Genomic DNA, 24,534 nt, shown 5'->3' with positions numbered 1-24,534 from the left:
ATTTACTGACTTTAAAGTTTAAAATACTAAACAAAAATAACTTAATATTTTGTCCAACTTTTTGGGTGCAGTACCATAGAGTGTTATGCCTTGAGGTTTATTTTTAAGAATAACTATTCTTTAAAACGAAATTGTATGACTAAATTGTCGTATCGTTAAATGTTTAATATAAAAAACAAAAGAATTAACACAAAAACATATGACATATTTGTCGTATCCGGATATATTATAAAGAAATAAAGGAGAAACTCTCCAGGATAGGACATATTTGTCACCTTTTAAAAATACGTGTTAAATTAATGTTAAAATATATAAGAAATCATTATTATAAAAGTACTTACTAATTCCCGTTCTAGATAATTTTAGTAATAAATTTCAACAATTTTTAAAAATAATATGTTTTATAAAATGAAAGTTAAGAAGTTTATATAAAGTACTTATATAAAAAGGTTAAAACAACACAACAAAAAAAGAAGTTTATTAATTAAGGACTGTTAAGGTGAACAGCCCTTTTTTGTGAGTGTTAATAAAAAATATATTATTATTCAAATGTTCATTAAAATATTTTTAGTGTTAAATTTTCATAAGTAAATAAAACAAACAATGAAATTTTTCGAATTTATTATATCTAATAATTTCTTGTTTATCAGTAATTTATGATATGTTGATATATCTAAAAGTAATTTAGAGAATTTGAAGAACTTGATAGATAAAAATTATAATTTTAGTGTTAATTTTAAATAAAGTGTCACTGGTGTCATTTTTCTATGAATATTTACTATAAAATAATAAAAAGTGACAATTTTAACACAATACATTATATTATGTGAACTTCATGGTATAATAATAAATGTCTATAAGAGTCCGTACGTATTATTCGATATAAAATAGGTGAAATATCATGTTAGCAGTTTTGGTTGTTTTTTCGTTGACATCGATGTTTTAGGGAGAGAGTAGGTATATTGGTATATAGAAAAAAATTGAAGTTTATATAAAATAATTTTGTTAACTTGCCATAAAAATTAATTTAGAAAAAGTAGTTTAAATTGATTGAAACTTAACAAAATTGGAGAAAAATATTATTTATCTAAATATATTTAAGTAAAATAAAAGACGAGAAAAGTATTAATTTTTGAAGTTTATAAACAAGGGTAATTTAACGGGAAAATATATAGGCGTTGAAGAAAGTAACTGTGTTGTGTTGTCAGTTACTTTTTTTATTTTTTATGATATATTTCAATTAAATGAAAAAAACGAGTCCGCTTACTACATTAATTACATAATATATGGTATAATTTACATATGATTTATTTAGGAGGCGGACACTTAAATGGATGGAAGAAATATGCAAGGGAAAATCTTTAAGAAGATTAGAGAAGAACGTGGAATCAAGTTGAAAGATGCTGCAGGCACAGTTATATCCGCTAGAACATTAATTAGATTTGAGGCGGATGAGACGAGTGTGTCGTTGGAGGTTTTTGAGCAATTATTAAGAAATATAGGTATATGTTATCAGGATTATTTTTCTGAGTATTTACCTCTTGTAGAGATAGATCAGACAGGATTTCTAACAGAAGCGAGGCGTTTAGAGGCGCTTGGTACGTTTACTGCAATTAAATCGTTGGCTATTAAGACGCTTAAAAATGAAGATGTCTCAATAGCGACTAGACTGTATATAGAACAATGTCTTAGTGTTATAGGTGAAACGGATGGTCCTCAGGTTATTCGAGATAACAGAAAAATTGTCTTAGAGCATTTAAGGAGTTTGGATAAACATACAGTTAATGAGTTATATGCTTTAACTTTTATTCTTAGATCAATTAAGGAAGATGAATTTTCAGATGATTTTGTTCGACGAGCCATTCATGAGAATTTAAAACCTATTAAAACCGATAATATATTCTCTACCGATAAAGGTGAAAGATCTTTACTCCTATTAAATAGTGCAATAGCTTTATTGTCAAGAAGAGGTTTTGTAGAAGAAGCAGAAGAATACTGTCTTAAAGCCATTGAATTGTTAAAAGAACATTATAATAATGTTACGCATTTCATGTTTCACCTAATGTCATTTAATTATATATTAGCGCAGATTCAACTAAAATTAAATAAACCTGAAGGTGTAGAGTTGGCTAACAAGTGTATTAGACATATTGATGCTCAAATTGCATTGACTAATATACTTGGTGATAGTTTGACAAGGGATAGATTGGTAAAAATGTTCTATGATCGTAACAGAACAGGTATAGATTTTGAGTTCTAGGGAGTCAAATGAGTGTTTTAATAATTTATAATAAATAAATTCAAAACGGAAAGAGTTTATTCTTTACTGTTTTGAATTTTTTATTGAATTGTTTATTAAAGCGTTTTAATTTTATGTGAATAATATAAGTTTAATTTTAAGTAAAAGCGTTATCATATAAATAAAGGTTGATAATAGTTATTAATCCTATTTAAGTTAAAATAAAATAAAAAGAGGTGTAAAAAATGTCAATATTAACTAAAGCTTGGTTATATATAACTAGGAAAAGTTTTAAATCATTTGTTATTTTTTTGATTTTAGTAATAATGTCATCATTAATTTTAAGTACTATTTCAATAAAAAAATCAACAGATGCTTTATCTAAAGAAACTTTCCAAAATATAACTAGTAGTTTTTCTATGGAGATTAATAGAAAAACTAATCCAGGTACTGCAAGAGGTGCGGGTAATTTAATCGGGGAGGATATAGAAAAAATAAAGAATCTTCCTGGTGTGAAAAAATATATAAAAAGAATGAATGTGAGTGCAGATCTAGTTGATTTAGAACCACTAAAACTTGCTAATCATCAACAAGAAGAGAAAAACAACAAACAAAGACAACTTTTCTCTAAAACTGTGATTGTAAGTGGAATTAATGATTCTTCATTAGATGATAGATTTTCTGCTGAGACACTTAAGTTACAAGAGGGTAGACATCTTAAAGATGGTGATAAAAACTCTGTTTTAATTCATGAAGGTTTTGCTAAGAAGAATAAAGTTAAAGTTGGGGATAAGATTAAATTAAAAGGTAATCCAAACGATGCTGATAATGAGAAAAAATCTGATAAAAAGGTAGAAGTTACTGTAGTTGGTATTTTCGGAGGACAAAATAAAGGTGTAACTTCTAGTCACATGGAGCTGTATGATAATATTTTTATAGCAGATACTCAAACTACTAAAACTTTATATAACTATGAAGATGGAAAAGAAATATATCAAGATGCAACCTTTTTAGTTGATGGAAAAGATAAGGTAGATAGTGTAATTAACGCTGCTAAGAAATTACCTATTAACTGGAAACAATATATGCTTGTTAAAAGCAATCAAAACTTCCCAGCATTACAACAATCATTAGATACAATATATAGCTTAACTAATGGAGTATTTATAGCTACAATAGTATTTAGTATAGTAATTCTTTCTCTAATTTTATTCTTATGGATAAACAGTAGAAGAAAAGAGATTGGTGTAAGTTTAGCAATCGGGATGACAAAAGCAAGTATTATTGGTCAATTTATTCTTGAGGTTCTGCTAATTAGTATTCCAAGTTTTATAGCTTCGTATTTTGTTGGAAGTGCGATAAGTCAAAGTATTGGTAATCAAATTTTACAACAGTCTATTAAGTCGGTAAGTAAATCTATATCTAGTCAGGCTAATGGTGTTAATCTTGGAGCAAATGCAGAAGTTGAAGGTGCGAATAAAATTATTACAGCACTAGATGTAAGTGTAGGACTTGGCAATATGCTAACAGTAGTCGTTGTGGGAATTTTAATTATTATTGTTGCTGTAGGTATTGCTTCTAGTAGATTGGCTTATAGAAAACCAAAAGATTTATTATCGGATATTAACTAATGTAAGGAGAAACTCATGAGTATTTTTAATAGGGCATATCTTTATATTATTAGAAAAAAAGTTAGAAGTAGCATTTTATTTTTCATTGTTACTCTAATATCGTTGTTCTTATTGAGTGGAAGTATACTAAATACAACTGTGGGAACTATCTCTAAAAATCTATATAAAGATGTTAACTTTGGATTTACTATTGAAAGTATAGATAAATCAAATAAGGAAATAGAAAAGGATACTTTGAAGAAAATTAATGAAGTTGTTGGAGTAAACCAGAAGAACTATCTTTATGCGAAGTCTGTTAATGTAGTAGACAAAAAAGTTGTACAAGAAAATCAAAATATTACTATTACAGAGGAAATGAAAAATAAGAGTAATTTAGTGATGATGAATGGAATAACTTCTACAAAAAATAATATAGATTTTAAAAGTGAAGTTCTGAAACTAGAAAAGGGAAGACATATAGAAGAAAATGATCAAAATAAGATCCTAGTTCATGAAAAATTTGCTTCAATGAACAATTTAAACTTAGGTGATAAGATTAAATTAGAACAAAAAGGTAAAACTGTTGAATTTGAAGTAATTGGAATTTTTTCAGGGGAGAAGACTAATAACTTTGAAGGATTAAGTTCAGATTTTATAGAAAATACTGTTTATACAGATTATAACTCTAGCCAAAAGTTATTAGACTATTCTTCTAATAACAAAGTAACATCTGCAGAGTATGGAGTTAATAATCCAACTGAGTTAGATGATATTATTAAAAATGTTGAGAGTTTGGGAATAAATAATATTTCAGTCTCAAAATCTAACAAAAATTACGAATTGGTTACTTCTTCAGTTGAAAGTGTTACAAAACTTACGAACATGATTAGAATTGGTAGTGTTATTGTAGGAGTTGTGATTTTATCGTTAGTGCTCATGTTTTGGATAAGAGAACGAATATATGAAATTGGTGTGTTACTATCGTTAGGTATAAGTAAAATCAATTTAATTTTACAATTTGTAGTAGAAACATTAATGGTTACGATATTTGGCTTTTTATCAGCTCTAGGGCTTGAGTTTATCTTGCTTAAATATTTAAGTAGCAATATAACGAAAGTTTTTTCAGAAGATTTACCTAAGATAATTAGCGATGAATTAACTAAAATTTCGATTAATGGTTCGAATATCATTGGTGTGATAATAGTTATGATAACTATTGTGATAATTTCAGTTGTAGTTGCGTTGTTACCAATATTAAAAACTAAACCGAAGAAAATTTTAACGCAAATAAATTAGAGAGGAATAAGAAATGTCGATTTTTAAATTAAAAAATGTAGATTACTTATATGAAAATAGCAAATCAAAAGTGCTAAGTGGAATTACTTATAACTTCGAAGTAGGAAAGTTTTATGCCATAATTGGGAAATCAGGGGCAGGTAAATCAACTTTACTATCTTTATTAGCTGGGTTAGATACTCCTTCTAGTGGGGAAATCTTATTTGATAACGTAAATATTGAAAAAATAGGATATAGTGAACATAGACGAAAAGATATTTCACTAGTATTTCAAAATTATAATCTAATTGATTATTTAACACCGCTAGAGAATCTAAAGCTAGTTTCGAAAAATGTGAATAAGGATATTCTTCTAAAACTTGGATTGGAAGAAGAGCAGATTAATCGTAATGTTATGAAACTTTCTGGAGGTCAGCAACAACGTGTAGCTATAGCAAGAGCATTAGTATCTGAAGCACCGATTATTCTTGCTGATGAACCAACAGGAAACTTAGACGAGAATACTGCACAAGAAATTATTGATATTCTTAAAAAAGTTGCAGTTGAGAATAATAAATGTGTTATTGTTGTTACTCATAGTAATCAATTAGCGAATGCTGCTGATGTAGTATTAGAATTAAAAGATAAGAAGTTAAAAGTTAAATAAAAATAAAGAGGTTGACTTAAAAGTCCTAAATCTTAAAAAAAGTGTATATGAGAACTCATAGACGCAGTGGTTTATTGATATCTAAATTCGCTTTATAAAAGCTTTTTAGACATCTAATAAACTGTGCGGGGGTGACTCTAAAAAAATCGATTTCTCCGAAATCACGATTTTTGAGTCACTCCCTTTTTTTATGCTAAAGTTTAGTTTTTAGACAAAACAGTTTTTCTAGTTCGTTCATAGCTTCTTCAAAACTGTAAACTAGTGTTCCATGTTTTAAAATTCCACCAAGAACGTAATGGTTCATTGCATAGCTAGGTATATCGTATTTGTTAGCTGATTTTAATCTAATATCAGAATTAATAGCTATGATTTTTTTGTTCAGTGCAATAGCTATTCCTAATTCTACCATAACTCCACTGTCTTCATTAGTTACATCTGCTAAGAATATGTCGCAATTTTCTACTGCATATGTATCTCCATTGAAAATATCTTGTGGTGTAGGTAATGTTTGTTTATCTTCATTGAAAGGCTGCTCGATTGGATTGAAAACAGATAATCTTTCTCCGAATCTTTCACTTAATAATTTTCCTTCTTTTAAACGTTGAGCGATCTCCGCTTCATTAAATAGTGCGCCTGCTAAATAAAGTTTCATAGACAAATCCTCCTTTGTTGTTATATAAATTATAATATATATGAGGTGTATTTTACAACTAATGTTGAAGGAAAGTGATAGTGATTATAAGTTCTACTAGTTATTTTAATCTATTTCTATTATAATAATTATAGTAGTATAGAAAAATATGTGAGGATATTATTGATGAAAAGTGTAGTACTTTGTGAAAAACCGTCGGTTGCTCGTGATATTGCGAGGAATCTTGGTGCTAAAAATAATAAGAATGGTTGCTTAGAGGGAGATAAATATGTAGTTACGTGGGCATTGGGACACTTGATTACCCTTCAAACACCGGATAAATATAAAGAATTTAATAATGTGAACTTAGAAAATTTGCCGATGATTCCGAAATTTATGAAGACTGAGGTTATTAAGAAGACTTTTAAACAATATAAAGTAGTGGAGAATGCTCTAAATAGAAAAGATGTTAAAGAAATTATTATTGCAACTGATGCTGGTCGTGAGGGAGAGCTAGTTGCGCGCTACATTATTGATAAAGCTAAATGTAATAAAAATATTAAACGTCTATGGATTTCATCTGTAACTGATAAGGCAATTAAAGATGGATTTAAAAATTTAAAAGATGGAAAAGAATATCTAGGATTATATCATTCTGGTATAGCTCGCGCTAATGCGGATTGGTTAGTTGGGATTAATGCTTCAAGAGCCTTAACTCTGAAATATAATGCATCTTTAAACTGTGGTCGAGTTCAAACTCCAACTTTACAGATGGTTTTTGAAAGAGAAGAAAAAATTAAACAGTTTAAGCCGAAAGATTATTTTACATTTGAAGCTCAAATTGATGGTGTTAAGTTTAGCTGTGGTAACAGTGAGTTTAATTTAGATAGAGCAGAACAGTTTATTAAGAAAAATATTAATAAAGATATTAAATTTAACGATGTTCAAAAAAAATCTAAAACATCTTCTGCTAAACCATTATATAATCTAACAGATATTCAACAAACAGCAAGTGCTTTATTTGGTATGTCACCGAAACAGACGCTGAATATTGTTCAAAGCCTTTATGAAAGACATAAGGTATTGACATATCCTAGAACGGATAGTAGATATTTAACAAGTGATATGAAAAATACTTTAAGAGATCGTGTACAGGCTATAGGTGGAGATTTTAAAGAAGTTACGGCTAAGTTACTAAGAGAAAAAGACTTAAATGCTAAGAAAATTATTAATAATGCAAAAGTAAGTGATCACCATGCGATTATACCAACAGAACAAAGACCAAATTATATGTCTATGTCAGAGATGGAGATGAAAATTTATAATTTAGTGGCAAAAAGATTTTTAGAAAACTTACTACCTGACTATAAATATGAAGAAACAACTTACTCATTTACTCTAGAAAATAAGGTGTTTTCAGCAAAAGGTCTAAAAGTTCTTCAGGAAGGGTATAAAGTATTAAGTAAAGAAGAAATCCAAGATAAAGTTATTAATATAATGAATAATAGTCTTAAACTTGAATCATTAGTTTATAATAAGAAACAAACTACTCCTCCTAGTTATTATACTGAAGGTAGTTTAATATATGCTATGGAAAATCCATTTGAATTTGTTGATGATGAGAATGAAAGAAAAATTCTTAAGGAAACAAATGGTATCGGAACTGTTGCAACTAGGGCGGATATATTAGAAAAACTGTTTACGAATGATTATTTAGTATTGGATAATGGAAGAATTAAAACCACTAATAAGGCTAAACAGCTACTTAATTTAGTTCCGAAAAATCTTAAGAGTCCGTCTCTAACAGCGGTATGGGAAAAACAACTTGATAATATTGCTAGAAATAAACTTTCTAAAGATAAGTTTTTAAATGATGTTAAACAATATACAAAATCTTGTATCGCAGAAATTAAAGATAGTGAAGATAAGTTCAAGCATGATAACATTAGTGGTAAGAAATGTGAAGAGTGCGATAGCTTTATGTTAGAGGTAGATAAAAAAGGAACTAAAATGCTAAAATGTTCTAATCCAAGCTGTCGTAATCGCAAGGTGATTAGCCGTTTAACAAATCTTCGTTGTGATAATTGTCATAAGAAAATGACATTATTCGGAAATGGAGAAAATGCTACATATCGCTGCCAATGTGGAAATTCGTTGAAACAAAAAGAAGTCGATAAGAGAATTAAATCAAGTAAAAAAGATAAGGCTAGCCGTGTAGATATGAAAAAATACATGAAGCAGGAAAAATTAGAAAATAACGCATTAGCAGGATTAGCAGGATTAAAGCTTAAGTAAAATTATAGAGTTACATCTTGTTAAATTTATAGATTGAGTTTAATTGATGTTGAAAAAATTTTTTTTCGTATAAATGTAGTGTTAAAAGCAAGTCTGTGCTATAATGTATATTGAAAAAATTTGTCTGAGAGGTATATAATGAAATATGTATCAGTGGCTGTAGATGGGCCAGCAGGATCTGGAAAAAGTACGATAACAAAAATGGTAGCTGAAAAACTAGGATTTAACTATGTTGATACTGGTGCTATGTATCGTGCATTAACGTATAATTTTCTATCTAATGATCTAAAAGAATTGGAAGAAGATAAAATTAAAGAATTACTTGAAGATTTAGATTTTAGAGTAGAATATGTTGATGGAGTTCAATATGTATATGTAAATGATGTGGAAGTTAGTGATAAAATACGTACTGCAGAAGTTAGTAAGTATACTTCATTATTCGCTAAATCTCCTGCAGTAAGAGAATTCCTAATTGATACTCAAAGAAATCTAGCTCATACTAATAATATTATTATGGATGGACGTGATATTGCTTCAGTTGTCCTACCTAATGCAGATGTTAAAATATTTTTAACAGCATCTGTTGAAGAAAGAGCAAGAAGAAGGGTATTGGATTTTGAACGTCAAGGTCTAGAAAATGTTGATTTTGAAAAAGTTAAGGAAGATATTAAAGCTAGAGATTGGCAAGATGAAAATAGAGATATTGCTCCACTAGTAAAAGTTGATTCTGCAACGTTAGTAGACACGACTTCTATGACTATTGACGAAGTTGTTGATAAAATGACTGAACTAGTGAAAGCTGTAGAAAGATAAAATTAAATAGGAGTGTAGCATGTATAATTTTGTAAGAATATTATTAAGTTTATTTTATAAAACATTTTATAAAGTTACGATTGTTAATAAAGAAAAAATAGAAAATGCTAAAGGTGTAGTAATCTCAGGGAATCACCTGAGTAATCATGATCCATTATTATTCCCAGCTTTTTTCGAGAAAAATATCCGCTTCATAGCTAAAGAAGAATTGTTTAAAATAGTTTTTGTTAAACAAGCTTTAGAAGCGACAGGAGCAATTCCTATAAAAAGAGGCACATTTGATAGAACAGCGATAAATAACAGTATTAAATTACTTAAAGAAGGAGAAGTTATAGGGATTTTTCCTGAAGGTACTCGTTCTCATTCAAAAGATTTAGACCTTGGTCAATCTCATAACGGAGCGTCATTTATCGCTACGAGAGCAAAAACAAAAATTATTCCATTTGCTATTATCCCAAATAAAAATTTTAGAATTTTTTCTAGTATTAAGATAGTAATTGGTGATGAGATAGATGCTGCTTCTTTAAAAGAAGAAGGTAAAACTCATGACGAGATTACTGCTATTTTAATGGAAAAAATTTCAGAATTGATTGTAAAGGAGAAGTAAAGTGTACGAAAAAACGATTAAATTTAAATTAGAAAAAAAATTTTTCAATCAAGCTGGTTTTTTAGATAATAAATATGTTTACGAATGGATGAATCTTGCTAAGAAGTATTATTTAAACGGCTTAGGTATAGATATAGATTCATTAATCAACTATAATTTATATTATGCTGATATAGATGTTAAGTATTCGATAAGATCTAATATAAGATATAATAGTCAAGATATTTTTATAAAAGCATGGATTGAAAAACATAGTGGAATTAAAACGATTTTTTCTTATGAATTTTTTGTGGATGGAGAAGTAGTTATTATCGCTTCAAGTTCTCACAATATTCTAGGAACAGATAGTGATCGTGCTATAAGAATAGATAGAAATTTACCAAAATGGGATCAAATTCTTAAAGATGTTGTAGCAAATGAATATAAAGAGTAACCATAAATAATTAAAGGAGTTTCTCACTAATATGAAAATTTCATATTTTTGAGAGGCTCCTCTTATACTTTTAAAACTCTAGGATTAATTTATGAATGTAGATATATTAAATATATCCTGTTTAATTGATAAATAATTGATTTTATTATATACTTTATAGTGGTTTAAATTATGTTTATTTTTGATATAAACAGTTAATTATTAAAGAAGAAAGGTAGATAGTATGATATATTTAGATAATTGTGCTACGACTAAACCGTATAAAGAGGTACTAGATACATTTGTTGAAGTTAATAATTCTTATTTTGGAAATCCAGCTAGTATTAATAAATACGGGAAAACAGCGAATAAACTTCTTTCTGCGGCAAGAACTCAAGTAGCATCTATTCTTGGTGTAGGAGTAGATAGTATTTTTTTTACTTCTTGTGCAACAGAGAGTAATAATATAGCATTACTGGGAAGTGTTGAACATAAAAAAGATTTTGGAAATAGAATTATTGTTTCTAAGATTGAACATCCGTCAGTTTTAGAAACGTTTAGAGAACTAGAGAAACGTGGTTTTATATTAGACTATGTTAATGTTGATGAATATGGTTTTATAGATTTAAATCATTTGAAGTCATTATTAACAAAAGAAACTATTTTATTAAGTGTTATGCAAGTTAATAATATCTTTGGAGCAATTCAGCCGATAGAAGAAATAGTAGAAATCTTAAAAGATTATCCTAAAGTTCATTTTCATGTTGATGGAGTGCAAGGAGTATTAAAAAATCCTATTAATCTTTTAAAAGTTGATAGTTATTCTATATCTGCGCATAAATTTCATGGTCTAAAAGGTATTGGGATTCTATATTTAAAATCTAGAAGAACGGTTCACAATATTACCTTCGGTGGAGGCCAAGAAGACGGGTTAAGAAGTGGAACAGTAAATGTAGCTGCAGCTGTAAGTTTAGCAAAAGCACTTCGCTTATCACATGAAAGAATTAATATTGTGAAAAAAAATCATAGAGACTTGAAAAATAGAATTATAGACGAGTTTTCTAAATATGAACATATTGTTATTAATTCACCTGCTAGTGAAAAGTATGTAGATTCAATTATTAATATTAGTCTGCCAAAGATTAAAGGAGAAGCAATTGTTAATGCCTTGAATGATAGAGGTATTATGGTTTCTACTACAAGTGCTTGTTCTTCAAAAACATTTCATCTAAATGAGGCATTGTATGCGAGAGGATTGTCTAAGGAAAATATAGAAGGTAGTATCCGAGTTAGTTTCTCATATGAAACTACAAGAAAAGAAGTTGAAACATTTATTGAAGTATTAATAGATGAGTACAATAAAAAATTTAAAGAGGTAATTGAAAGTGGAATTTAGTCATATTATAGTAAGATACGGAGAACTTACTCTAAAATCTGGGAATAGAAATGAATTTCTAAAAAAACTTACAAAAAATATTAGGTATAATTTACAAGGTTTAACTGGTTTTCACGTACAAACAAAAAGAGATAGAATGTACATTCATTTAGATCATAATGAAGATGTATATGAAATTATGGAAAGATTAAAAAGAGTACCAGGTATTCATAATTTTTCACCTGTATTAAGAGCGGGATTAGATGTTGAAGAAGCTAAGATGGTTATCGATAAGCTGCTTGAAACTAAGTTAGATAAAGAATACAAATTTAAAATTCAAACAAAAAGACCAAATAAAAACTTCCCTCACAACACTAATGAATTAAATAATGTATTTGGAAGTCATGTGTTAATAAACTACAAAAATCTAAAAGTAAATGTAAAACAACCAGATTTTGTTATTAATGTGGAAGTTCGTAGTGAAGGAATATTTATTTTTACTGATTTTATAAAAGGAGTGGGAGGTTTCCCGGTTAATACTTCTTCAAAAGCTCTATTATTACTTTCTGGTGGTATCGACTCACCAGTGGCTGCACATACACTTCAAGTTAAAGGTGTAGAAGTTGAAATGATCCATTTCCAATCACCACCTTTCACTTCTGCAGAAGCATTACAAAAGATTTTTGATTTAACTACTAAATTAAGTCAAGTAGTAGGGAAAATTAAATTACACGTTGTTAACTTTACTAAGTTACAAACAGAGATTGTTAAACGTGTTCCATCGAATTATACTATGACTTCAACAAGAAGATTCATGTTACGTATTGCAGAAGAAGTAGCTAAAAAAGAAGGATGTTTAGCTATTGCAACAGGAGAATCTCTTGGTCAGGTAGCATCGCAAACTCTAGAGTCGATGAACTGTATAAATGAGGTAACTAACTTACCGATATTAAGACCGTTATTGACAATGGATAAGGTAGATATTATTAAAATTGCTCAAGAAATTGAAACATTAGAAATTTCTAATCTTCCTTTTGAAGATTGTTGCACAATTTTCACACCAAAGGCACCAAAAACAAAACCAAGATTAGAAAAAATTAAATCTTATGAAGCACGTGATGACTACTCAGATTTAATAGCTGAGACATTAGATAGTGTTCAAACATATTTATTTGATAAAAATGGTAGAGTAATTACTCAAGATATGAGACAACAAGAAGTTAAAAAAGAAGAAAAAGAAGATTTTTCAGATTTATTATAAAATAGAAAGTGAGATAATTAATGGAAAAAAAAGTAATTGTAATTGGAGCAGGACTAGCAGGAAGTGAAGCTGCTTGGCAACTTGCAAAACGTGGAGTAAAGGTTGATCTTTATGAGATGAGACCTAAGAAAATGACTCCAGCTCATAAAACACAAAACTTTGGAGAGTTAGTTTGTTCTAACTCTCTACGAGCTAACAATATAACTAACGCTGTTGGATTATTAAAAGAAGAGATGAGAATGTTAGATTCAATCATTATTAAATGTGCGGATGCAACACAAGTACCAGCGGGTGGAGCACTTGCTGTAGATAGAGATAAATTCTCAGAAATGATTACTGAAACTATTAAAAATCATCCAAATATTAATGTTATCGGTGAAGAACTACCACAAATTCCTAAAGGAGACGTACCTGTAATAGTAGCAACAGGACCACTTACATCAGATGCCTTAAGTCAAGACATTAGAAACTATACTAAACAAGATGGGCTATATTTCTATGATGCGGCAGCTCCAATCATTGAAAAAGATTCTATCGATATGGAAAAAGTTTATCTTAAATCAAGATACGATAAAGGTGAGGCAGCGTACTTAAACTGTCCAATGACAAAAGAAGAATTTACTAATTTTTATAATGAGTTAATCATAGCAGAAGCTGCACCGTTAAAAGAATTTGAAAAAGAAATTTACTTTGAAGGTTGTATGCCTTTTGAAGAAATGGCAAAACGCGGAGAGAAAACTCTATTATTTGGACCGATGAAACCAGTAGGATTAGAAGATCCAAAAACTGATAAACGTCCATATGCTGTTGTTCAATTGCGTCAAGATAACAGTGAAGGGACTCTATACAATATTGTTGGATTCCAAACTCACCTTAAATGGGGTGAACAAAAGAGAATTATTAATATGATTCCTGGTCTTGAAAATGCAAATATTGTACGTTATGGAGTAATGCACAGAAATACTTACTTAAATTCACCACAATTATTAGAAAAAACTTACAGATTAAAAGAAGAAAAAAATATTTATTTTGCTGGACAAATGACTGGTGTAGAAGGTTATGTAGAAAGTGCAGCTTCAGGGATTGTGGCAGCATTGAATGCTTTATACAATACTGAAAATAAAGAAATTATATTTCCTACAGAGACGATGATAGGTGCTATGGCAAACTATATTGTAGATAATACAAGTAAGAATTTCCAACCGATGAATGCGAATTTTGGTATCATCAAACTACTTCCTGAAAGAATCAAAGATAAAAAGGAAAAATATGAAAGATATGCTAAAAGATCGCTTGAAATGTTAGAAAATTTCAAAATTGATTAAATTAATTTTTAAAAAGTCTTACAATTTATTAAAATAAATGGTATAATAACTAGGGAAGTATTTTGTAAGGAGAAAATTAATGGCAAGTTTATTACAAAAAACAAGAAAAATAAGTACAATTTTACAAGAAGGACGTCACGATAACGTAGACTTTGAAGCTATGGCAATGCGCCTTAGTCCAATTCTAGATTCGGTAGTATATATTCTTGATACAGAGGGAAATATTCTTGGATATGATTCAATTGTTGATTATTCAAATGAACGTATGGAAAAAATAATTCAAGATAGAAAAGTTCCCAAAGCATATTTAGATGCTACACTAAAAGTTTATGCCACAAAAGTTAATATTCCTTTCCAAGATTCATTATCAATTTTTCCTGAAGAAGAGCAAGAACGTTTTGAAGGTAATAGTTACACTGTAATTCTTCCGATTAGAGGGGGAGGAGAACGTTTAGGAACACTTGTTATTGGGAGGATGGATAGTGATTTTAAAGATGATGATTTAGTTTTAGCTGAGTATGCTTCTACAGTAGTAGGAATTGAAATCTTACATGAAAAACAAGATAAAGAGAAAAACTTAGCTCGTGATAAAGATATGGTTAATATGGCACTAAATTCATTATCGTTCTCTGAAAAAGAAGCGATAGAACATATCTTTAGAGAATTAGATGGCACAGAAGGATTGTTAATTGCTAGTAAGATTGCTGATAGAGTGGGAATTACAAGATCAGTGATTGTTAATGCTTTAAGAAAATTAGAAAGTGCTGGAATTATTGAATCTAAATCATTAGGTATGAAAGGTACATATATTAAAGTACTGAAAGAATATTTCTTAGAATTAATGTTTTCTAATGAATTTTAAAATGTAAAATTGTAAAAAAAGAAAGAAAGGTTGTTAGGGTACATTCTTTCTTTTTTTGTTATTAATATTTAAATTATTCTTGATTCAATTTGTTGATAAATTTCTCATTATTTATAATTACTCTAGTATGAGATGCATCTCCAATTTTTTTCTCCCCTTCGAAAGCCTCTAGATTAAAGATGATAATTTTATCTTTAATAATCTCTGTAATTTCACCTAGAATTGTAATTTCTTTATTAACGAGAGTAGGTGCAAGATGATTGATATTTATGTTGCTCCCAACACTTCCTAAGTCTTGTGTTAAGAAAGAATTTAAGAATGTTTTAGCGGAATTTTCCATGAATGCAACGAGGCTAGGAGTAGCCAATACATTTAAGTCGCCGCTTCCCATATATTTAGCTGTATTTAATTCTGATACTACATAAGTTTGTTTAAATTGTTTATTAATCTCTATTTTCATAATTTTAACCTCTCTTATTTATTCATAAAATGTTACGTCGTAATCAATGAATTTTTTATTTTTATAATTAAATTTAGCAGAAAAGAAGGGTTTTTCTTTTACTAACCAATCAAGGAATATATAGTCACCTTCCCAAGTGTTAATATTTTGAATTTTAGATTTTTTAACCCAAACAAGATCTCCTTCATCGCAATCTTTAGTGAGAGTCCCTGTATAATTTGGAGCTGTAAAGACGTAAGTATACCAGTCTTTTTCTCCATCGAAGTTAGGGAAAGTGATAATTCCTCTTAACTTTGGATTAATAATATCCAAATTTGTTTCTTCTTTTACTTCTCTAATAACGCAATCTTCAGGACTTTCTCCAACTTCGAATTTGCCTCCGACACTTATTGTTAGTCCTTCATGAATATCGTTTTCTTTCTTTGTTCTTCTTAACATTAAAAAACTATCCCCATTGTCGATATAACACATGGTTGCAAGTACATTGTTCATATAACCATCTCCTATATTTAAAGAAAAAGTAGGAAAGAGGACATACCTCAATACCTACTTTCTTTATGTAAAAAATTTTTATTAAATAAATAATCAACCTTATTAACGCTTTTTATCAAAGCCTACAGCGTCTAATAATGCAACAAACACTGTAAACATTACAGAAAGTATTGCACAGTCACGAAGTGTATTAACTTCACCATTGCTACCTAAAATAGATGATACGATAAATATTACAATAAATGCAAATATAAATGACCAAATTAGTGAAATAATATATTTCATCATTATCACTCCTTAAATTTTACTTACACTAATTATTATACACCTAATATTAAAATCTAGCAACATTTTTATTGATAATTTGCATATCAATTTCATAGAAATTACTATGTAAAATATAACTCAAATAATAAGGGATTTTAAGTATTGAAAACAATAATTAATTTTCATCAACCTTCTAGTAATATATAAAAAGTATGATATAATAAAATATATAAGCCTGTGGAGGTAACTTATGTATCAAAAATTATATATAGATAAGAATTTAGAAGTTAAAATTACAGATGAGTTAAAACAGATATTTTTTGATTACTCTATACCTTTTGAATTTATTGAAGATTCAAAAATTATAGAGTCTAATGCTTTGTTTTTAACTGATAATAAAAATAACCTTAGCAATACACTAATTAATGTATTTCTATTAAAAGAAGACTATGATTTTTTAGATGTTAAGAATGCTATATTTATAAAAAATATTGAAGATATAGTACGAGTATTTAAAGATGATGTTTGGAAAAAATGGGCACAAGAACTCCAATTTTTGTCACAATGTAGTTTAGCCTATAGTAAAGATAAATTTGATAGAGAACGTTCAGAACGAATTAGAGAAATTGCGTGTGAGATGTTATCGTTTAAATATGATATTCCAATTGAAAAAATTAAAATAGATTTTGCAGGTGAACTAGGCTATCAAACCCCTAAAGTAGAAACTAGAGCTGCTGTTATTGAAGATAATAAAATATTATTGGTAAAAGAGCAACTTGATGGCAAATGGGCTCTTCCTGGTGGTTATCAGGATGTAAATAAAAGTATTCGTGAAAATGTCATAAAAGAGGCAAGTGAAGAAGCAGGAGCGGTAGTTAATCCTCTTAAAATTGTTGCTGTGCTTGATTATAATAGACACCACCATGTTAACTTTCCTTTTGGTATGGTGAAAATATTTGTTCTTTGTGAATATGTTAGTCATAGTTTTGTAGAAAATACTGAAACATCGGGAGCTGAGTTTTATTCACTTGATGAACTCCCAGAATTATCTGTTACGAGAACGACAAAAAAACAATTAGAAATGTGTTTTGATTGCTATAATAATGTTGATAACTGGAATACAATATTTGATTAATTTTATTTAAGGAGTTGATTTTAAGAAGTATGAATTTACGTGAAACTTTGATGAATAGAAATCTTCCTGTCCATGAACAATTAATGTTTTGTTTGTTACTTACGGCTGTGGGTGGTTTTTTTGATGCATATACTTTTGTTAATTGTGGCGGTATTTTTGCAAATGCACAAACTGGAAATTTAATTTTTGTTGGAATAGATTTGATTGAAGGTAATTTTTCAGAAGTACTACATTATTCAATACCTATATTGTCTTTTGTTATAGGGGTATTAGTAAGTAAGTTTATTGAAACAAAATATAAAGAATTATCTATTTTTAAACATATTTATATGTTGCTTTTGACACAAATTGTGGCTTTGGTTATAATTTCAATTAAACATAAATATTTTGGAGTAGATATAAGACCAATAGTTATTTCGTTTATATGTGCTATCCAGTTTGATGGATTTAGAAAAGTTAATAACTTAGTTTTTGCAAGTGTTTTTTGTACTGGTAATTTGAGATCAATGAGTGAGCATCTATATAAATATTTTATTTTGAAGAAGAAAGAAAGCAAAATGCCTTTTCTTATTTATTTGAGTGTAATAACTGTTTTTCTTTCAGGGGTAATATTAGGGGCTGCAATGTCAAAATATTTCTTACATAAAGCAATAATTGTTCCGATTTTTATCATTTGTATCAATCTAATATTTGTAACTATAATTAATAATAAATTTGGAAAAAAGATAATATAAAATAATTTAATTCCAAGGTGATTTTAAAGTGCTATAATCAGTAGTTTTTATCATCTTGGAAATTTTATATTTAAATGAAAAATTGTCGCAAATGCATTTACATAAAGTTTTATAGATGTTATAATCAATATAGAAATAAAAATTAGGGTAGTTTTAATACTAAGGGGGTATTTATATGAGTGAAACAGTATTAAACAATTTTAATGAGTATTTGATAAATAGAAAAGAGTTTTCAACAAATACTATCAATTCATATGATAGGGATTTAAAAAAAATCTTTTTATATTTAGCTGAAAAAGGATATGCTACTGAAGACTATTCTTGGTTAAATGAAGAATTTATTTCTAGATATATAGATTATCTGAGAGAAAAAGAATATTCATCTGCAACATTATCAAGAACGATATCTACTGTTCACATTTTTGTGGAGTATTTATGGATTGAAAAAATTATTCCAAATAGGGTCAATATTGATGTTCATATCGATAAGGAAGAACATCAAGAACCTGTAATTTTTACAAGACAAGAAATTTCTAAGATTTTAGATGTGAAAACAAAAAATTTAATTGGTTTTCGAGATAAAGCTATATTTGAGTTATCATATTCTATCGGTATTAAACCAACGGAATGTATAAACTTAGAATTAAAGGATGTTAATACTACTATCGGATTTTTAAAATATAGAAAAAAAGAAGGATTCCGTACGGTTGCACTTAATAGAGAATCGGTAGAGGCAATTGAGAATTACATTGCTGAATTAAAAAAAGAATATCCTGATATTAAAGAGGACAGTAAATTATTCTTGAACCAAGATGGTGAAGGAATTAGTCGTCAAGGTTTCTGGAAAATATTTAAAAAACGCCAACAAGATTTAGGATTAACAAAAGAGCTAAATACTATGAATTTTAGAAATTCTTTAGCAATTCATTTGCTAGAAGATAAGGTTCCAGCAGAAGAAGTACAAGAATTGTTAGGTTTGAAAAATATTCATAGTTTGAAGTTATATTTCTCTAGTTTAGAGGGAAATAAATCGAAAAGAATGATTAGTAATCATCCAAGAAAGACGATTAAAAAAGGATAAGATAAATGTATAATGTTAACTTAGAGATTTTTCAAGGGCCACTTGATTTGCTTTTGCACTTAATAGAAAAGATGGAGATTGATATTTATAATATTCCTATAGCACAACTAACAGAGAGCTATTTAGAATATATAAATAATAATGATGACTTTTCATTAGAAAATGCAGAAGAATATATTGTTATGGCTGCAACTTTGCTCCATATTAAAAGTAAGAATTTACTTCCTAAGTTTGAAAATGAAACTATTGAAGATGAAGAGGATTTAGTTCAACAGCTCCTTGATTATAAAAACTATAAAGAACTAAGTGAGAAACTAGATAATCTTCAACGAATGAGAGCGCAATTTTTAGATAAGGAAAGTATTAATTTAGATGTTGTAGGTAGTGTTGAAACTTTGAGAATGCCATCTTCTAAGTTGCTAAGGGCTATGGAGAATATTCTTAGATCTTTTGATGAAAATGAAAATGAAATTTCACTAGTTAGTTATCGTAGAGAAGTATCATTTGAAGAGGTAAAAGAAGAGCTTGTTAATAAATTTAAAAATAAAACGAAAATGAATTTCTTCGACCTTGTTAAGACCTATTCTCAAAAAAATGAAATTGTTTTGATGTTTATAGGTGTTTTAGCTATGATAAAGGATCAAGAATTACAATGTGTTGACAAAGATGGTGAAATCATTTTAGAATATAAATCAAAGGAAGATTAACATGCTATTAGATGAAACTAAGAAAATAATAGAGGCTTTACTTTTCATGAAAGGAGAAGAAGGTCTGAATATTGAATACTTTTCTACTTTCATGGAAGTAGAAATGCATGAAGCAGAAAATATGTTGAATGTATTTTGTGAGGATTATAATAAGATTAATAATTCATTGATTATTAAAAAATTCGGAACAACATACAAAATGCTTTTGAGAGATGAAATGGCTGAAGTAATAAAAAAAGCTGTTATCTCAAAAAATCTTGTTAAATTATCTAAAGCATCTTTAGAAACTTTAGCAATTATAGCTTATAATCAACCAATTACAAAAGTTCAAATTGATAAGATAAGGGGTGTAAGTAGTGATTCTATATTACACTCTCTTGTTAGTAAAGAACTTATAGTATCTAACAAAACGTTAGACACGATTGGGAAACCTAAATTATATGAAACAACAGATATATTTTTAGATGTTTTTGGATTAGAAAGTTTAGAACAATTACCGAAATCGGAAATTGTTAGTAATGAGGAAATTAATAAATTTTTACAAAATTAGGAGGACGATATGGCAGAAAGACTGCAAAAATTAATAGCTGCATCAGGATATACATCAAGGAGAAAGGCAGAACAATTAATTCTTGATGGAAAAGTAAGTGTTAATGGTGAAGTTGTAAAAGAACTTGGTGTCAAAGCTGAACCTAGTGATATTATCATAGTAGAGGGTGTTCGTTTATTAAAAGAAAATAAGAGATATTATTTATTCTATAAACCGGAGAAGGTAATTACGTCAATGTCTGATGAGAAAGATAGAACTTGTGTGAAAGACTTCTTTGAAAATGTTAGCGAACGTGTTGTACCTGTTGGTAGACTAGACTATGATACTTCAGGAGCACTTATCATGTCTAATGATGGTGAGTTTATTAATTTAATAACGCACCCTAAGCATAAAATAAAAAAAACGTATGTTGCTAAAATAAATGGAAAACTAGAAGAAAATCACCTTAGAATTCTTCGTAATGGTGTGAGAATAGATAATTATAAGACTGCAAAAGCAGAAGTGAATATAGTTAAAAATAAAAATAAGAGTGGTAATACTTTAGTTAGATTAACTATCCACGAAGGGAAAAATAGACAAGTAAGAAGAATGTTTGAAGCTTTAGGCTATGAAGTAATGAAATTAAAACGTGAATCGATTGAAGATTTAACGTTAGAAGGATTAAAAAAAGGTGAGTATAGAACTCTTACTATTCATGAGGTAAAAAGACTTATTAATAAGGCAAAAAATGGTGAAAAGTAAAATTAGGAAGTGATGTATTGTGGCAGAGAGAGTATTGATTGTAGATGATGAAGAAAGAATAAGAAAATTATTAGTAATGTATCTTGAAAAAGAGGGTTATATTGTAGATGAAGCTAGTAACGGTAATGATGGTTTAGAGCGATTGAAGTATATGGATTATTCTTGTGTCTTATTAGATGTGCAATTACCTATGTTAAATGGTAAATCTATTTTATCTGAACTTAGAAAAACAAAGGCTACTCCTGTAATTATTATGTCTGCTCAGGCGGATGAACAAAGTAGGGTAGAAGGATTTGAATTAGGTGCAGATGACTACGTTATTAAGCCTTTTAGTCCTAGAGAACTCATGTTAAGAATAAATGCCATTCTTCAACGTACAAAACGAAGTGTATTTTATACTCCGGAACTTTACACAAAAGACGTATTAGTTTTTCCGGGATTAATAATTGATGTTAATTCACATAAAGTAATTGTCGAAGATAGTGAAGTGTTGTTGACGCCTAAAGAATTTGATTTATTATTATTTTTAGCAAAATCACCTGATAAGGCTTTTAAACGAAATGAAATTCTTAGAGCTGTATGGGATTATGATTTTTATTCGGATTTGAGAACTGTAGATACACATATTAAGCGTGTAAGGAAGAAATTTGATAAGATTTCTCCAAAAGTTGCTCAAATGATTGTTACTGTTTGGGGTATAGGATATAAATTTGATACATCACAAAATAGTCTGTAAAAGGAGAAAACATGCTAGGATTTTATAGAAATTTAGCAAAATTAACGAGAACTGCTAGTAAGATTGCAGGTAAAAAAGGAACGGATTTACCGGGGAAAGTATTAAGAAAAGTTAATGATAATGTATTAACTAAATTGGCTAGTGATTTTGATGAAATTGTTTTTGTAACGGGAACAAATGGAAAAACAACTACATCGAATCTTATTGGACATACATTAAGATGTGCTGGTAAGAATTTCATTAATAATTTTGAAGGTGCGAATATGTTGGATGGAATTATATCAACTTTTGCTATTCAAGCCAATAATAATACTAAGTTAGCTGTAATTGAAATTGATGAAGGTTCGATTAGAAGAGTAATGCAATATATTACTCCAACTAAATTTGTAATTAATAATTTTTTTAGAGATCAAATTGATAGATTTGGTGAGATTGATACTTTAATTTCAACAATTGGTGAGCAATTAGAAGGAAAAAATATACAACTTATTTTAAATAGTGACGATCCTTTTGTTACAAGGCTTTCAAAATATGGAGAAGATAATATATATTTTGGTATTGCTAAAGATGCTTATCAATTTTCTGATTTTGGTATATCAGAATCTAAATTCTGTCCTAATTGTGGAATGGAATTAATTTATGATCATGTACACTATAGTCAACTAGGATTCTATCACTGTTCTAAATGTGATTTTAAGCATCAAGATGTAAAATATGAAGTGACGAATGCTACTGTAGAACCATTTATTAATATGACTATTAATAAAAATGCTTCAATAGCTACAAAATTAGCTGGAGATTACAATATATATAATTTACTTGCAGCGTATTCACTACTAAAAGAGCTTGGTTTAGAAGATGAGAAAATAAAATATGGTCTTGAAACATACACTGCAACTAATGGTCGTATGCAAAGTATTAGTCTATCGAATGGTGCAACAGTATTACTTAATTTAGCAAAAAATCCGGCAGGTTTAAATGCTTCTTTAGCGATTGCTAATGTGATAAAAGAAGAAATCAACTACCTATTAGTATTAAATGATAACGGCGCTGATGGTATTGATATATCTTGGATTTGGGATACTGACTTTGATATATTAAATGGACAAAAAATAAAAAATATAGTGTGCTCTGGTAAACGAGCGAAAGAATTAGCATTAAGATTGAAATATACTGGAATAGATGCAAATATTGTTGTTTTAGAGAGTATACCAGAAGCTGTAGACAAACTAAAAAGTTATAATGAGAAGTATGCGATAGCTATTCCAAATTATACTGCATTAGTAGAGACTCAAAGAGAATTGGAGAAATAATTCTATGGATTTAAAATTATATCATTTTATGCCTGATAAATTAAATTTATATGGTGATATTGGAAATGTTATTGCACTAAAAAAACGTTGTGAATGGAGAGGAATCAATCTCGAAATTGAGAATATTACTTCAACTGATGGTGTGAAACTTACTGATTGTGATATGTTTTTCATCGGTGGTGGATCTGATAGAGAACAATGTATAGCAACTGAACAATTTAGTAAAATTAAACATGAATTTAAATCGGCTATTGAAGATGGTATTCCAGCACTTACAATCTGTGGTGGTTATCAATTTTTAGGAGAATATTATAAAACTGTTGATGGTGATAAATTACCTGGTCTAAATATATTGGATTTTTATACAGAATCAAAAAAAGATGCACCACGTTTAATTGGTAATATACTAGTTGAATCTGAAAAATTTGGTAATATCGTAGGTTTTGAAAATCATGGTGGAAGAACATATCATAATTATGAAACATTAGGAAATGTAGTTGTGGGATATGGAAATAACGATGAAGATAAGAAAGAAGGTATTCTTTATAATAATTTAATTGGGACTTATCTTCATGGACCAATTTTACCTAAGAATCCTAATGTAACAGATTATCTGATTAAAGCAGCATTAGACAATAAATACGGAACGTATGATTTTATTGAATTAAATAATGATATCGAATTAAATGCCAATAAGCATATGGTTGAATTATTAAAGAAATCAATTAAGTAAAGTTTAACGATTAAAATAATATTAAAGAATACGACTTAAAAGTATGATTGTTATCAATCAAATTTTTAAGGGTTCTTCAAAATTTAGGACTGATGAGAAGGGTCATGAGCTTTAAGCTTATGATTCCTTTTTTTTTAAATAGATATTAAAAAGATAATTTTTTGATTGAAATTAAATAGTTAAACATTGTAAATTAGATTTTAGTTCTTGAAT

The 24,534-nt window shown here is 28.5% G+C and carries 25 protein-coding genes; 21 read left to right on the top strand and 4 right to left on the bottom strand.

The features are described from left to right. Positions 1-1,330: 1,330 nt before the first annotated feature. From JX287_RS03960 to JX287_RS03945, 4 genes are all read left to right on the top strand, one after another. Positions 1,331-2,260 carry a helix-turn-helix domain-containing protein gene (locus JX287_RS03960; protein WP_204642344.1) on the top strand — a complete coding sequence of 310 codons (930 nt, stop codon included), beginning with the start codon at positions 1,331-1,333 and terminating at the stop codon, positions 2,258-2,260. A gap of 224 nt (positions 2,261-2,484) precedes the next feature. After that, a complete protein-coding gene (locus JX287_RS03955) occupies positions 2,485-3,870 on the top strand; it encodes an ABC transporter permease (protein ID WP_204642341.1) in 1,386 nt (461 codons plus the stop codon). 15 nt (positions 3,871-3,885) lie between these two features. Then, the gene (locus JX287_RS03950; protein WP_204642340.1) at positions 3,886-5,145 is read left to right on the top strand and encodes an ABC transporter permease; all 1,260 of its coding nucleotides are present in this window, start codon (positions 3,886-3,888) and stop codon (positions 5,143-5,145) included. Positions 5,146-5,158: 13 nt separating this feature from the next. Next, positions 5,159-5,791 (top strand): ABC transporter ATP-binding protein, encoded by a 633-nt coding sequence (locus tag JX287_RS03945; protein ID WP_204642338.1) that lies wholly within the window; start codon positions 5,159-5,161, stop codon positions 5,789-5,791. Positions 5,792-5,984: 193 nt separating this feature from the next. On the opposite strand, the gene JX287_RS03940 is transcribed toward JX287_RS03945, so the two are convergent. Continuing rightward, positions 5,985-6,443 carry a nucleoside 2-deoxyribosyltransferase gene (locus tag JX287_RS03940; protein WP_204642336.1) on the bottom strand — a complete coding sequence of 153 codons (459 nt, stop codon included), beginning with the start codon at positions 6,441-6,443 and terminating at the stop codon, positions 5,985-5,987. 165 nt (positions 6,444-6,608) lie between these two features. On the opposite strand from JX287_RS03940, the gene JX287_RS03935 reads away from it, so the two are divergent. The 8 genes from JX287_RS03935 (at position 6,609) to codY (ending at position 15,372) form a co-directional block, all read left to right on the top strand. Further along, positions 6,609-8,717 (top strand): DNA topoisomerase III, encoded by a 2,109-nt coding sequence (locus tag JX287_RS03935; RefSeq protein WP_204642328.1) that lies wholly within the window; start codon positions 6,609-6,611, stop codon positions 8,715-8,717. 138 nt (positions 8,718-8,855) lie between these two features. Continuing rightward, positions 8,856-9,530, top strand: a complete 675-nt coding sequence (gene cmk, locus JX287_RS03930) for a (d)CMP kinase (protein ID WP_204642321.1) — start codon at positions 8,856-8,858, stop codon at positions 9,528-9,530. A gap of 19 nt (positions 9,531-9,549) precedes the next feature. Beyond that, positions 9,550-10,137, top strand: a complete 588-nt coding sequence (locus JX287_RS03925) for a lysophospholipid acyltransferase family protein (RefSeq protein ID WP_204642319.1) — start codon at positions 9,550-9,552, stop codon at positions 10,135-10,137. Between the two features lies 1 nt (position 10,138). Beyond that, positions 10,139-10,570 carry a hypothetical protein gene (locus tag JX287_RS03920; RefSeq protein WP_204642317.1) on the top strand — a complete coding sequence of 144 codons (432 nt, stop codon included), beginning with the start codon at positions 10,139-10,141 and terminating at the stop codon, positions 10,568-10,570. A 223-nt stretch (positions 10,571-10,793) separates the two neighbouring features. Next, entirely contained in the window at positions 10,794-11,945 is a 1,152-nt protein-coding gene (locus JX287_RS03915) for a cysteine desulfurase family protein (protein WP_204642315.1), read from the top strand. Next, on the top strand, positions 11,935-13,185 hold the full coding sequence (gene thiI / locus JX287_RS03910; protein ID WP_204642313.1) for a tRNA uracil 4-sulfurtransferase ThiI: 1,251 nt from the start codon (positions 11,935-11,937) through the stop codon (positions 13,183-13,185). Before JX287_RS03915 ends, thiI begins: the two co-directional genes overlap by 11 nt. A gap of 20 nt (positions 13,186-13,205) precedes the next feature. Then, positions 13,206-14,510 (top strand): FADH(2)-oxidizing methylenetetrahydrofolate--tRNA-(uracil(54)-C(5))-methyltransferase TrmFO, encoded by a 1,305-nt coding sequence (gene trmFO / locus JX287_RS03905; protein ID WP_204642311.1) that lies wholly within the window; start codon positions 13,206-13,208, stop codon positions 14,508-14,510. 79 nt (positions 14,511-14,589) lie between these two features. After that, positions 14,590-15,372 carry a GTP-sensing pleiotropic transcriptional regulator CodY gene (gene codY / locus JX287_RS03900; protein WP_048802749.1) on the top strand — a complete coding sequence of 261 codons (783 nt, stop codon included), beginning with the start codon at positions 14,590-14,592 and terminating at the stop codon, positions 15,370-15,372. Positions 15,373-15,445: 73 nt separating this feature from the next. Here codY and JX287_RS03895 read toward each other — a convergent pair whose 3' ends face one another. From JX287_RS03895 to JX287_RS03885, 3 genes are all read right to left on the bottom strand, one after another. Beyond that, positions 15,446-15,832: a thioesterase family protein gene (locus JX287_RS03895; RefSeq protein WP_204642309.1), complete on the bottom strand. Its 387-nt coding sequence runs from the start codon at positions 15,830-15,832 to the stop codon at positions 15,446-15,448. Between the two features lie 18 nt (positions 15,833-15,850). Beyond that, positions 15,851-16,324 (bottom strand): NUDIX hydrolase, encoded by a 474-nt coding sequence (locus tag JX287_RS03890; protein WP_204642307.1) that lies wholly within the window; start codon positions 16,322-16,324, stop codon positions 15,851-15,853. 102 nt (positions 16,325-16,426) lie between these two features. After that, a complete protein-coding gene (locus JX287_RS03885; RefSeq protein ID WP_204642305.1) occupies positions 16,427-16,609 on the bottom strand; it encodes a DUF2929 family protein in 183 nt (60 codons plus the stop codon). Between the two features lie 232 nt (positions 16,610-16,841). Here JX287_RS03885 and JX287_RS03880 point away from each other — a divergent pair, with 232 nt between their 5' ends. The 9 genes from JX287_RS03880 to JX287_RS03840 all read left to right on the top strand — a co-directional run bounded on the left by JX287_RS03880 (position 16,842) and on the right by JX287_RS03840 (position 24,321). Beyond that, the gene (locus JX287_RS03880) at positions 16,842-17,726 is read left to right on the top strand and encodes an NUDIX hydrolase (RefSeq protein WP_204642303.1); all 885 of its coding nucleotides are present in this window, start codon (positions 16,842-16,844) and stop codon (positions 17,724-17,726) included. A gap of 29 nt (positions 17,727-17,755) precedes the next feature. Continuing rightward, entirely contained in the window at positions 17,756-18,460 is a 705-nt protein-coding gene (locus JX287_RS03875) for a YoaK family protein (RefSeq protein ID WP_204642301.1), read from the top strand. A 175-nt stretch (positions 18,461-18,635) separates the two neighbouring features. Continuing rightward, on the top strand, positions 18,636-19,541 hold the full coding sequence (locus JX287_RS03870) for a tyrosine-type recombinase/integrase (RefSeq protein WP_204642283.1): 906 nt from the start codon (positions 18,636-18,638) through the stop codon (positions 19,539-19,541). Between the two features lie 71 nt (positions 19,542-19,612). After that, entirely contained in the window at positions 19,613-20,248 is a 636-nt protein-coding gene (locus JX287_RS03865; RefSeq protein WP_239650329.1) for a segregation and condensation protein A, read from the top strand. A gap of 1 nt (position 20,249) precedes the next feature. Further along, complete coding sequence (scpB, locus tag JX287_RS03860; RefSeq protein WP_204642269.1) at positions 20,250-20,798, top strand: SMC-Scp complex subunit ScpB; 549 nt, start codon at positions 20,250-20,252, stop codon at positions 20,796-20,798. Between the two features lie 9 nt (positions 20,799-20,807). Then, a complete protein-coding gene (locus JX287_RS03855) occupies positions 20,808-21,539 on the top strand; it encodes a pseudouridine synthase (protein WP_204642261.1) in 732 nt (243 codons plus the stop codon). Between the two features lie 19 nt (positions 21,540-21,558). Next, entirely contained in the window at positions 21,559-22,275 is a 717-nt protein-coding gene (locus JX287_RS03850; RefSeq protein WP_048802608.1) for a response regulator transcription factor, read from the top strand. Positions 22,276-22,286: 11 nt separating this feature from the next. Beyond that, the gene (locus JX287_RS03845) at positions 22,287-23,588 is read left to right on the top strand and encodes a MurT ligase domain-containing protein (RefSeq protein WP_204642259.1); all 1,302 of its coding nucleotides are present in this window, start codon (positions 22,287-22,289) and stop codon (positions 23,586-23,588) included. A 4-nt stretch (positions 23,589-23,592) separates the two neighbouring features. Next, positions 23,593-24,321 (top strand): type 1 glutamine amidotransferase, encoded by a 729-nt coding sequence (locus JX287_RS03840; protein ID WP_204642257.1) that lies wholly within the window; start codon positions 23,593-23,595, stop codon positions 24,319-24,321. Positions 24,322-24,534 lie beyond the last annotated feature (213 nt).

Source organism: Gemella haemolysans, assembly GCF_901873445.1.
Classification (GTDB): domain Bacteria; phylum Bacillota; class Bacilli; order Staphylococcales; family Gemellaceae; genus Gemella; species Gemella haemolysans_C.
This window is presented reverse-complemented; position numbering and strand designations above follow the sequence as displayed.

What these genes read in the sequence shown, in the direction of transcription:
- JX287_RS03960 (WP_204642344.1), top strand. Translation starts at nt 1,331, where the DNA reads ATGGATGGAAGAAATATGCAAGGGAAAATCTTTAAGAAGATTAGAGAA.
- JX287_RS03955 (WP_204642341.1), top strand. Translation starts at nt 2,485, where the DNA reads ATGTCAATATTAACTAAAGCTTGGTTATATATAACTAGGAAAAGTTTT.
- JX287_RS03950 (WP_204642340.1), top strand. Translation starts at nt 3,886, where the DNA reads ATGAGTATTTTTAATAGGGCATATCTTTATATTATTAGAAAAAAAGTT.
- JX287_RS03945 (WP_204642338.1), top strand. Translation starts at nt 5,159, where the DNA reads ATGTCGATTTTTAAATTAAAAAATGTAGATTACTTATATGAAAATAGC.
- JX287_RS03940 (WP_204642336.1), bottom strand. Translation starts at nt 6,443, where the DNA reads ATGAAACTTTATTTAGCAGGCGCACTATTTAATGAAGCGGAGATCGCT.
- JX287_RS03935 (WP_204642328.1), top strand. Translation starts at nt 6,609, where the DNA reads ATGAAAAGTGTAGTACTTTGTGAAAAACCGTCGGTTGCTCGTGATATT.
- cmk (WP_204642321.1), top strand. Translation starts at nt 8,856, where the DNA reads ATGAAATATGTATCAGTGGCTGTAGATGGGCCAGCAGGATCTGGAAAA.
- JX287_RS03925 (WP_204642319.1), top strand. Translation starts at nt 9,550, where the DNA reads ATGTATAATTTTGTAAGAATATTATTAAGTTTATTTTATAAAACATTT.
- JX287_RS03915 (WP_204642315.1), top strand. Translation starts at nt 10,794, where the DNA reads ATGATATATTTAGATAATTGTGCTACGACTAAACCGTATAAAGAGGTA.
- trmFO (WP_204642311.1), top strand. Translation starts at nt 13,206, where the DNA reads ATGGAAAAAAAAGTAATTGTAATTGGAGCAGGACTAGCAGGAAGTGAA.
- codY (WP_048802749.1), top strand. Translation starts at nt 14,590, where the DNA reads ATGGCAAGTTTATTACAAAAAACAAGAAAAATAAGTACAATTTTACAA.
- JX287_RS03895 (WP_204642309.1), bottom strand. Translation starts at nt 15,832, where the DNA reads ATGAAAATAGAGATTAATAAACAATTTAAACAAACTTATGTAGTATCA.
- JX287_RS03890 (WP_204642307.1), bottom strand. Translation starts at nt 16,324, where the DNA reads ATGAACAATGTACTTGCAACCATGTGTTATATCGACAATGGGGATAGT.
- JX287_RS03885 (WP_204642305.1), bottom strand. Translation starts at nt 16,609, where the DNA reads ATGAAATATATTATTTCACTAATTTGGTCATTTATATTTGCATTTATT.
- JX287_RS03880 (WP_204642303.1), top strand. Translation starts at nt 16,842, where the DNA reads ATGTATCAAAAATTATATATAGATAAGAATTTAGAAGTTAAAATTACA.
- JX287_RS03875 (WP_204642301.1), top strand. Translation starts at nt 17,756, where the DNA reads ATGAATTTACGTGAAACTTTGATGAATAGAAATCTTCCTGTCCATGAA.
- JX287_RS03870 (WP_204642283.1), top strand. Translation starts at nt 18,636, where the DNA reads ATGAGTGAAACAGTATTAAACAATTTTAATGAGTATTTGATAAATAGA.
- JX287_RS03865 (WP_239650329.1), top strand. Translation starts at nt 19,613, where the DNA reads ATGGAGATTGATATTTATAATATTCCTATAGCACAACTAACAGAGAGC.
- scpB (WP_204642269.1), top strand. Translation starts at nt 20,250, where the DNA reads ATGCTATTAGATGAAACTAAGAAAATAATAGAGGCTTTACTTTTCATG.
- JX287_RS03855 (WP_204642261.1), top strand. Translation starts at nt 20,808, where the DNA reads ATGGCAGAAAGACTGCAAAAATTAATAGCTGCATCAGGATATACATCA.
- JX287_RS03845 (WP_204642259.1), top strand. Translation starts at nt 22,287, where the DNA reads ATGCTAGGATTTTATAGAAATTTAGCAAAATTAACGAGAACTGCTAGT.
- JX287_RS03840 (WP_204642257.1), top strand. Translation starts at nt 23,593, where the DNA reads ATGGATTTAAAATTATATCATTTTATGCCTGATAAATTAAATTTATAT.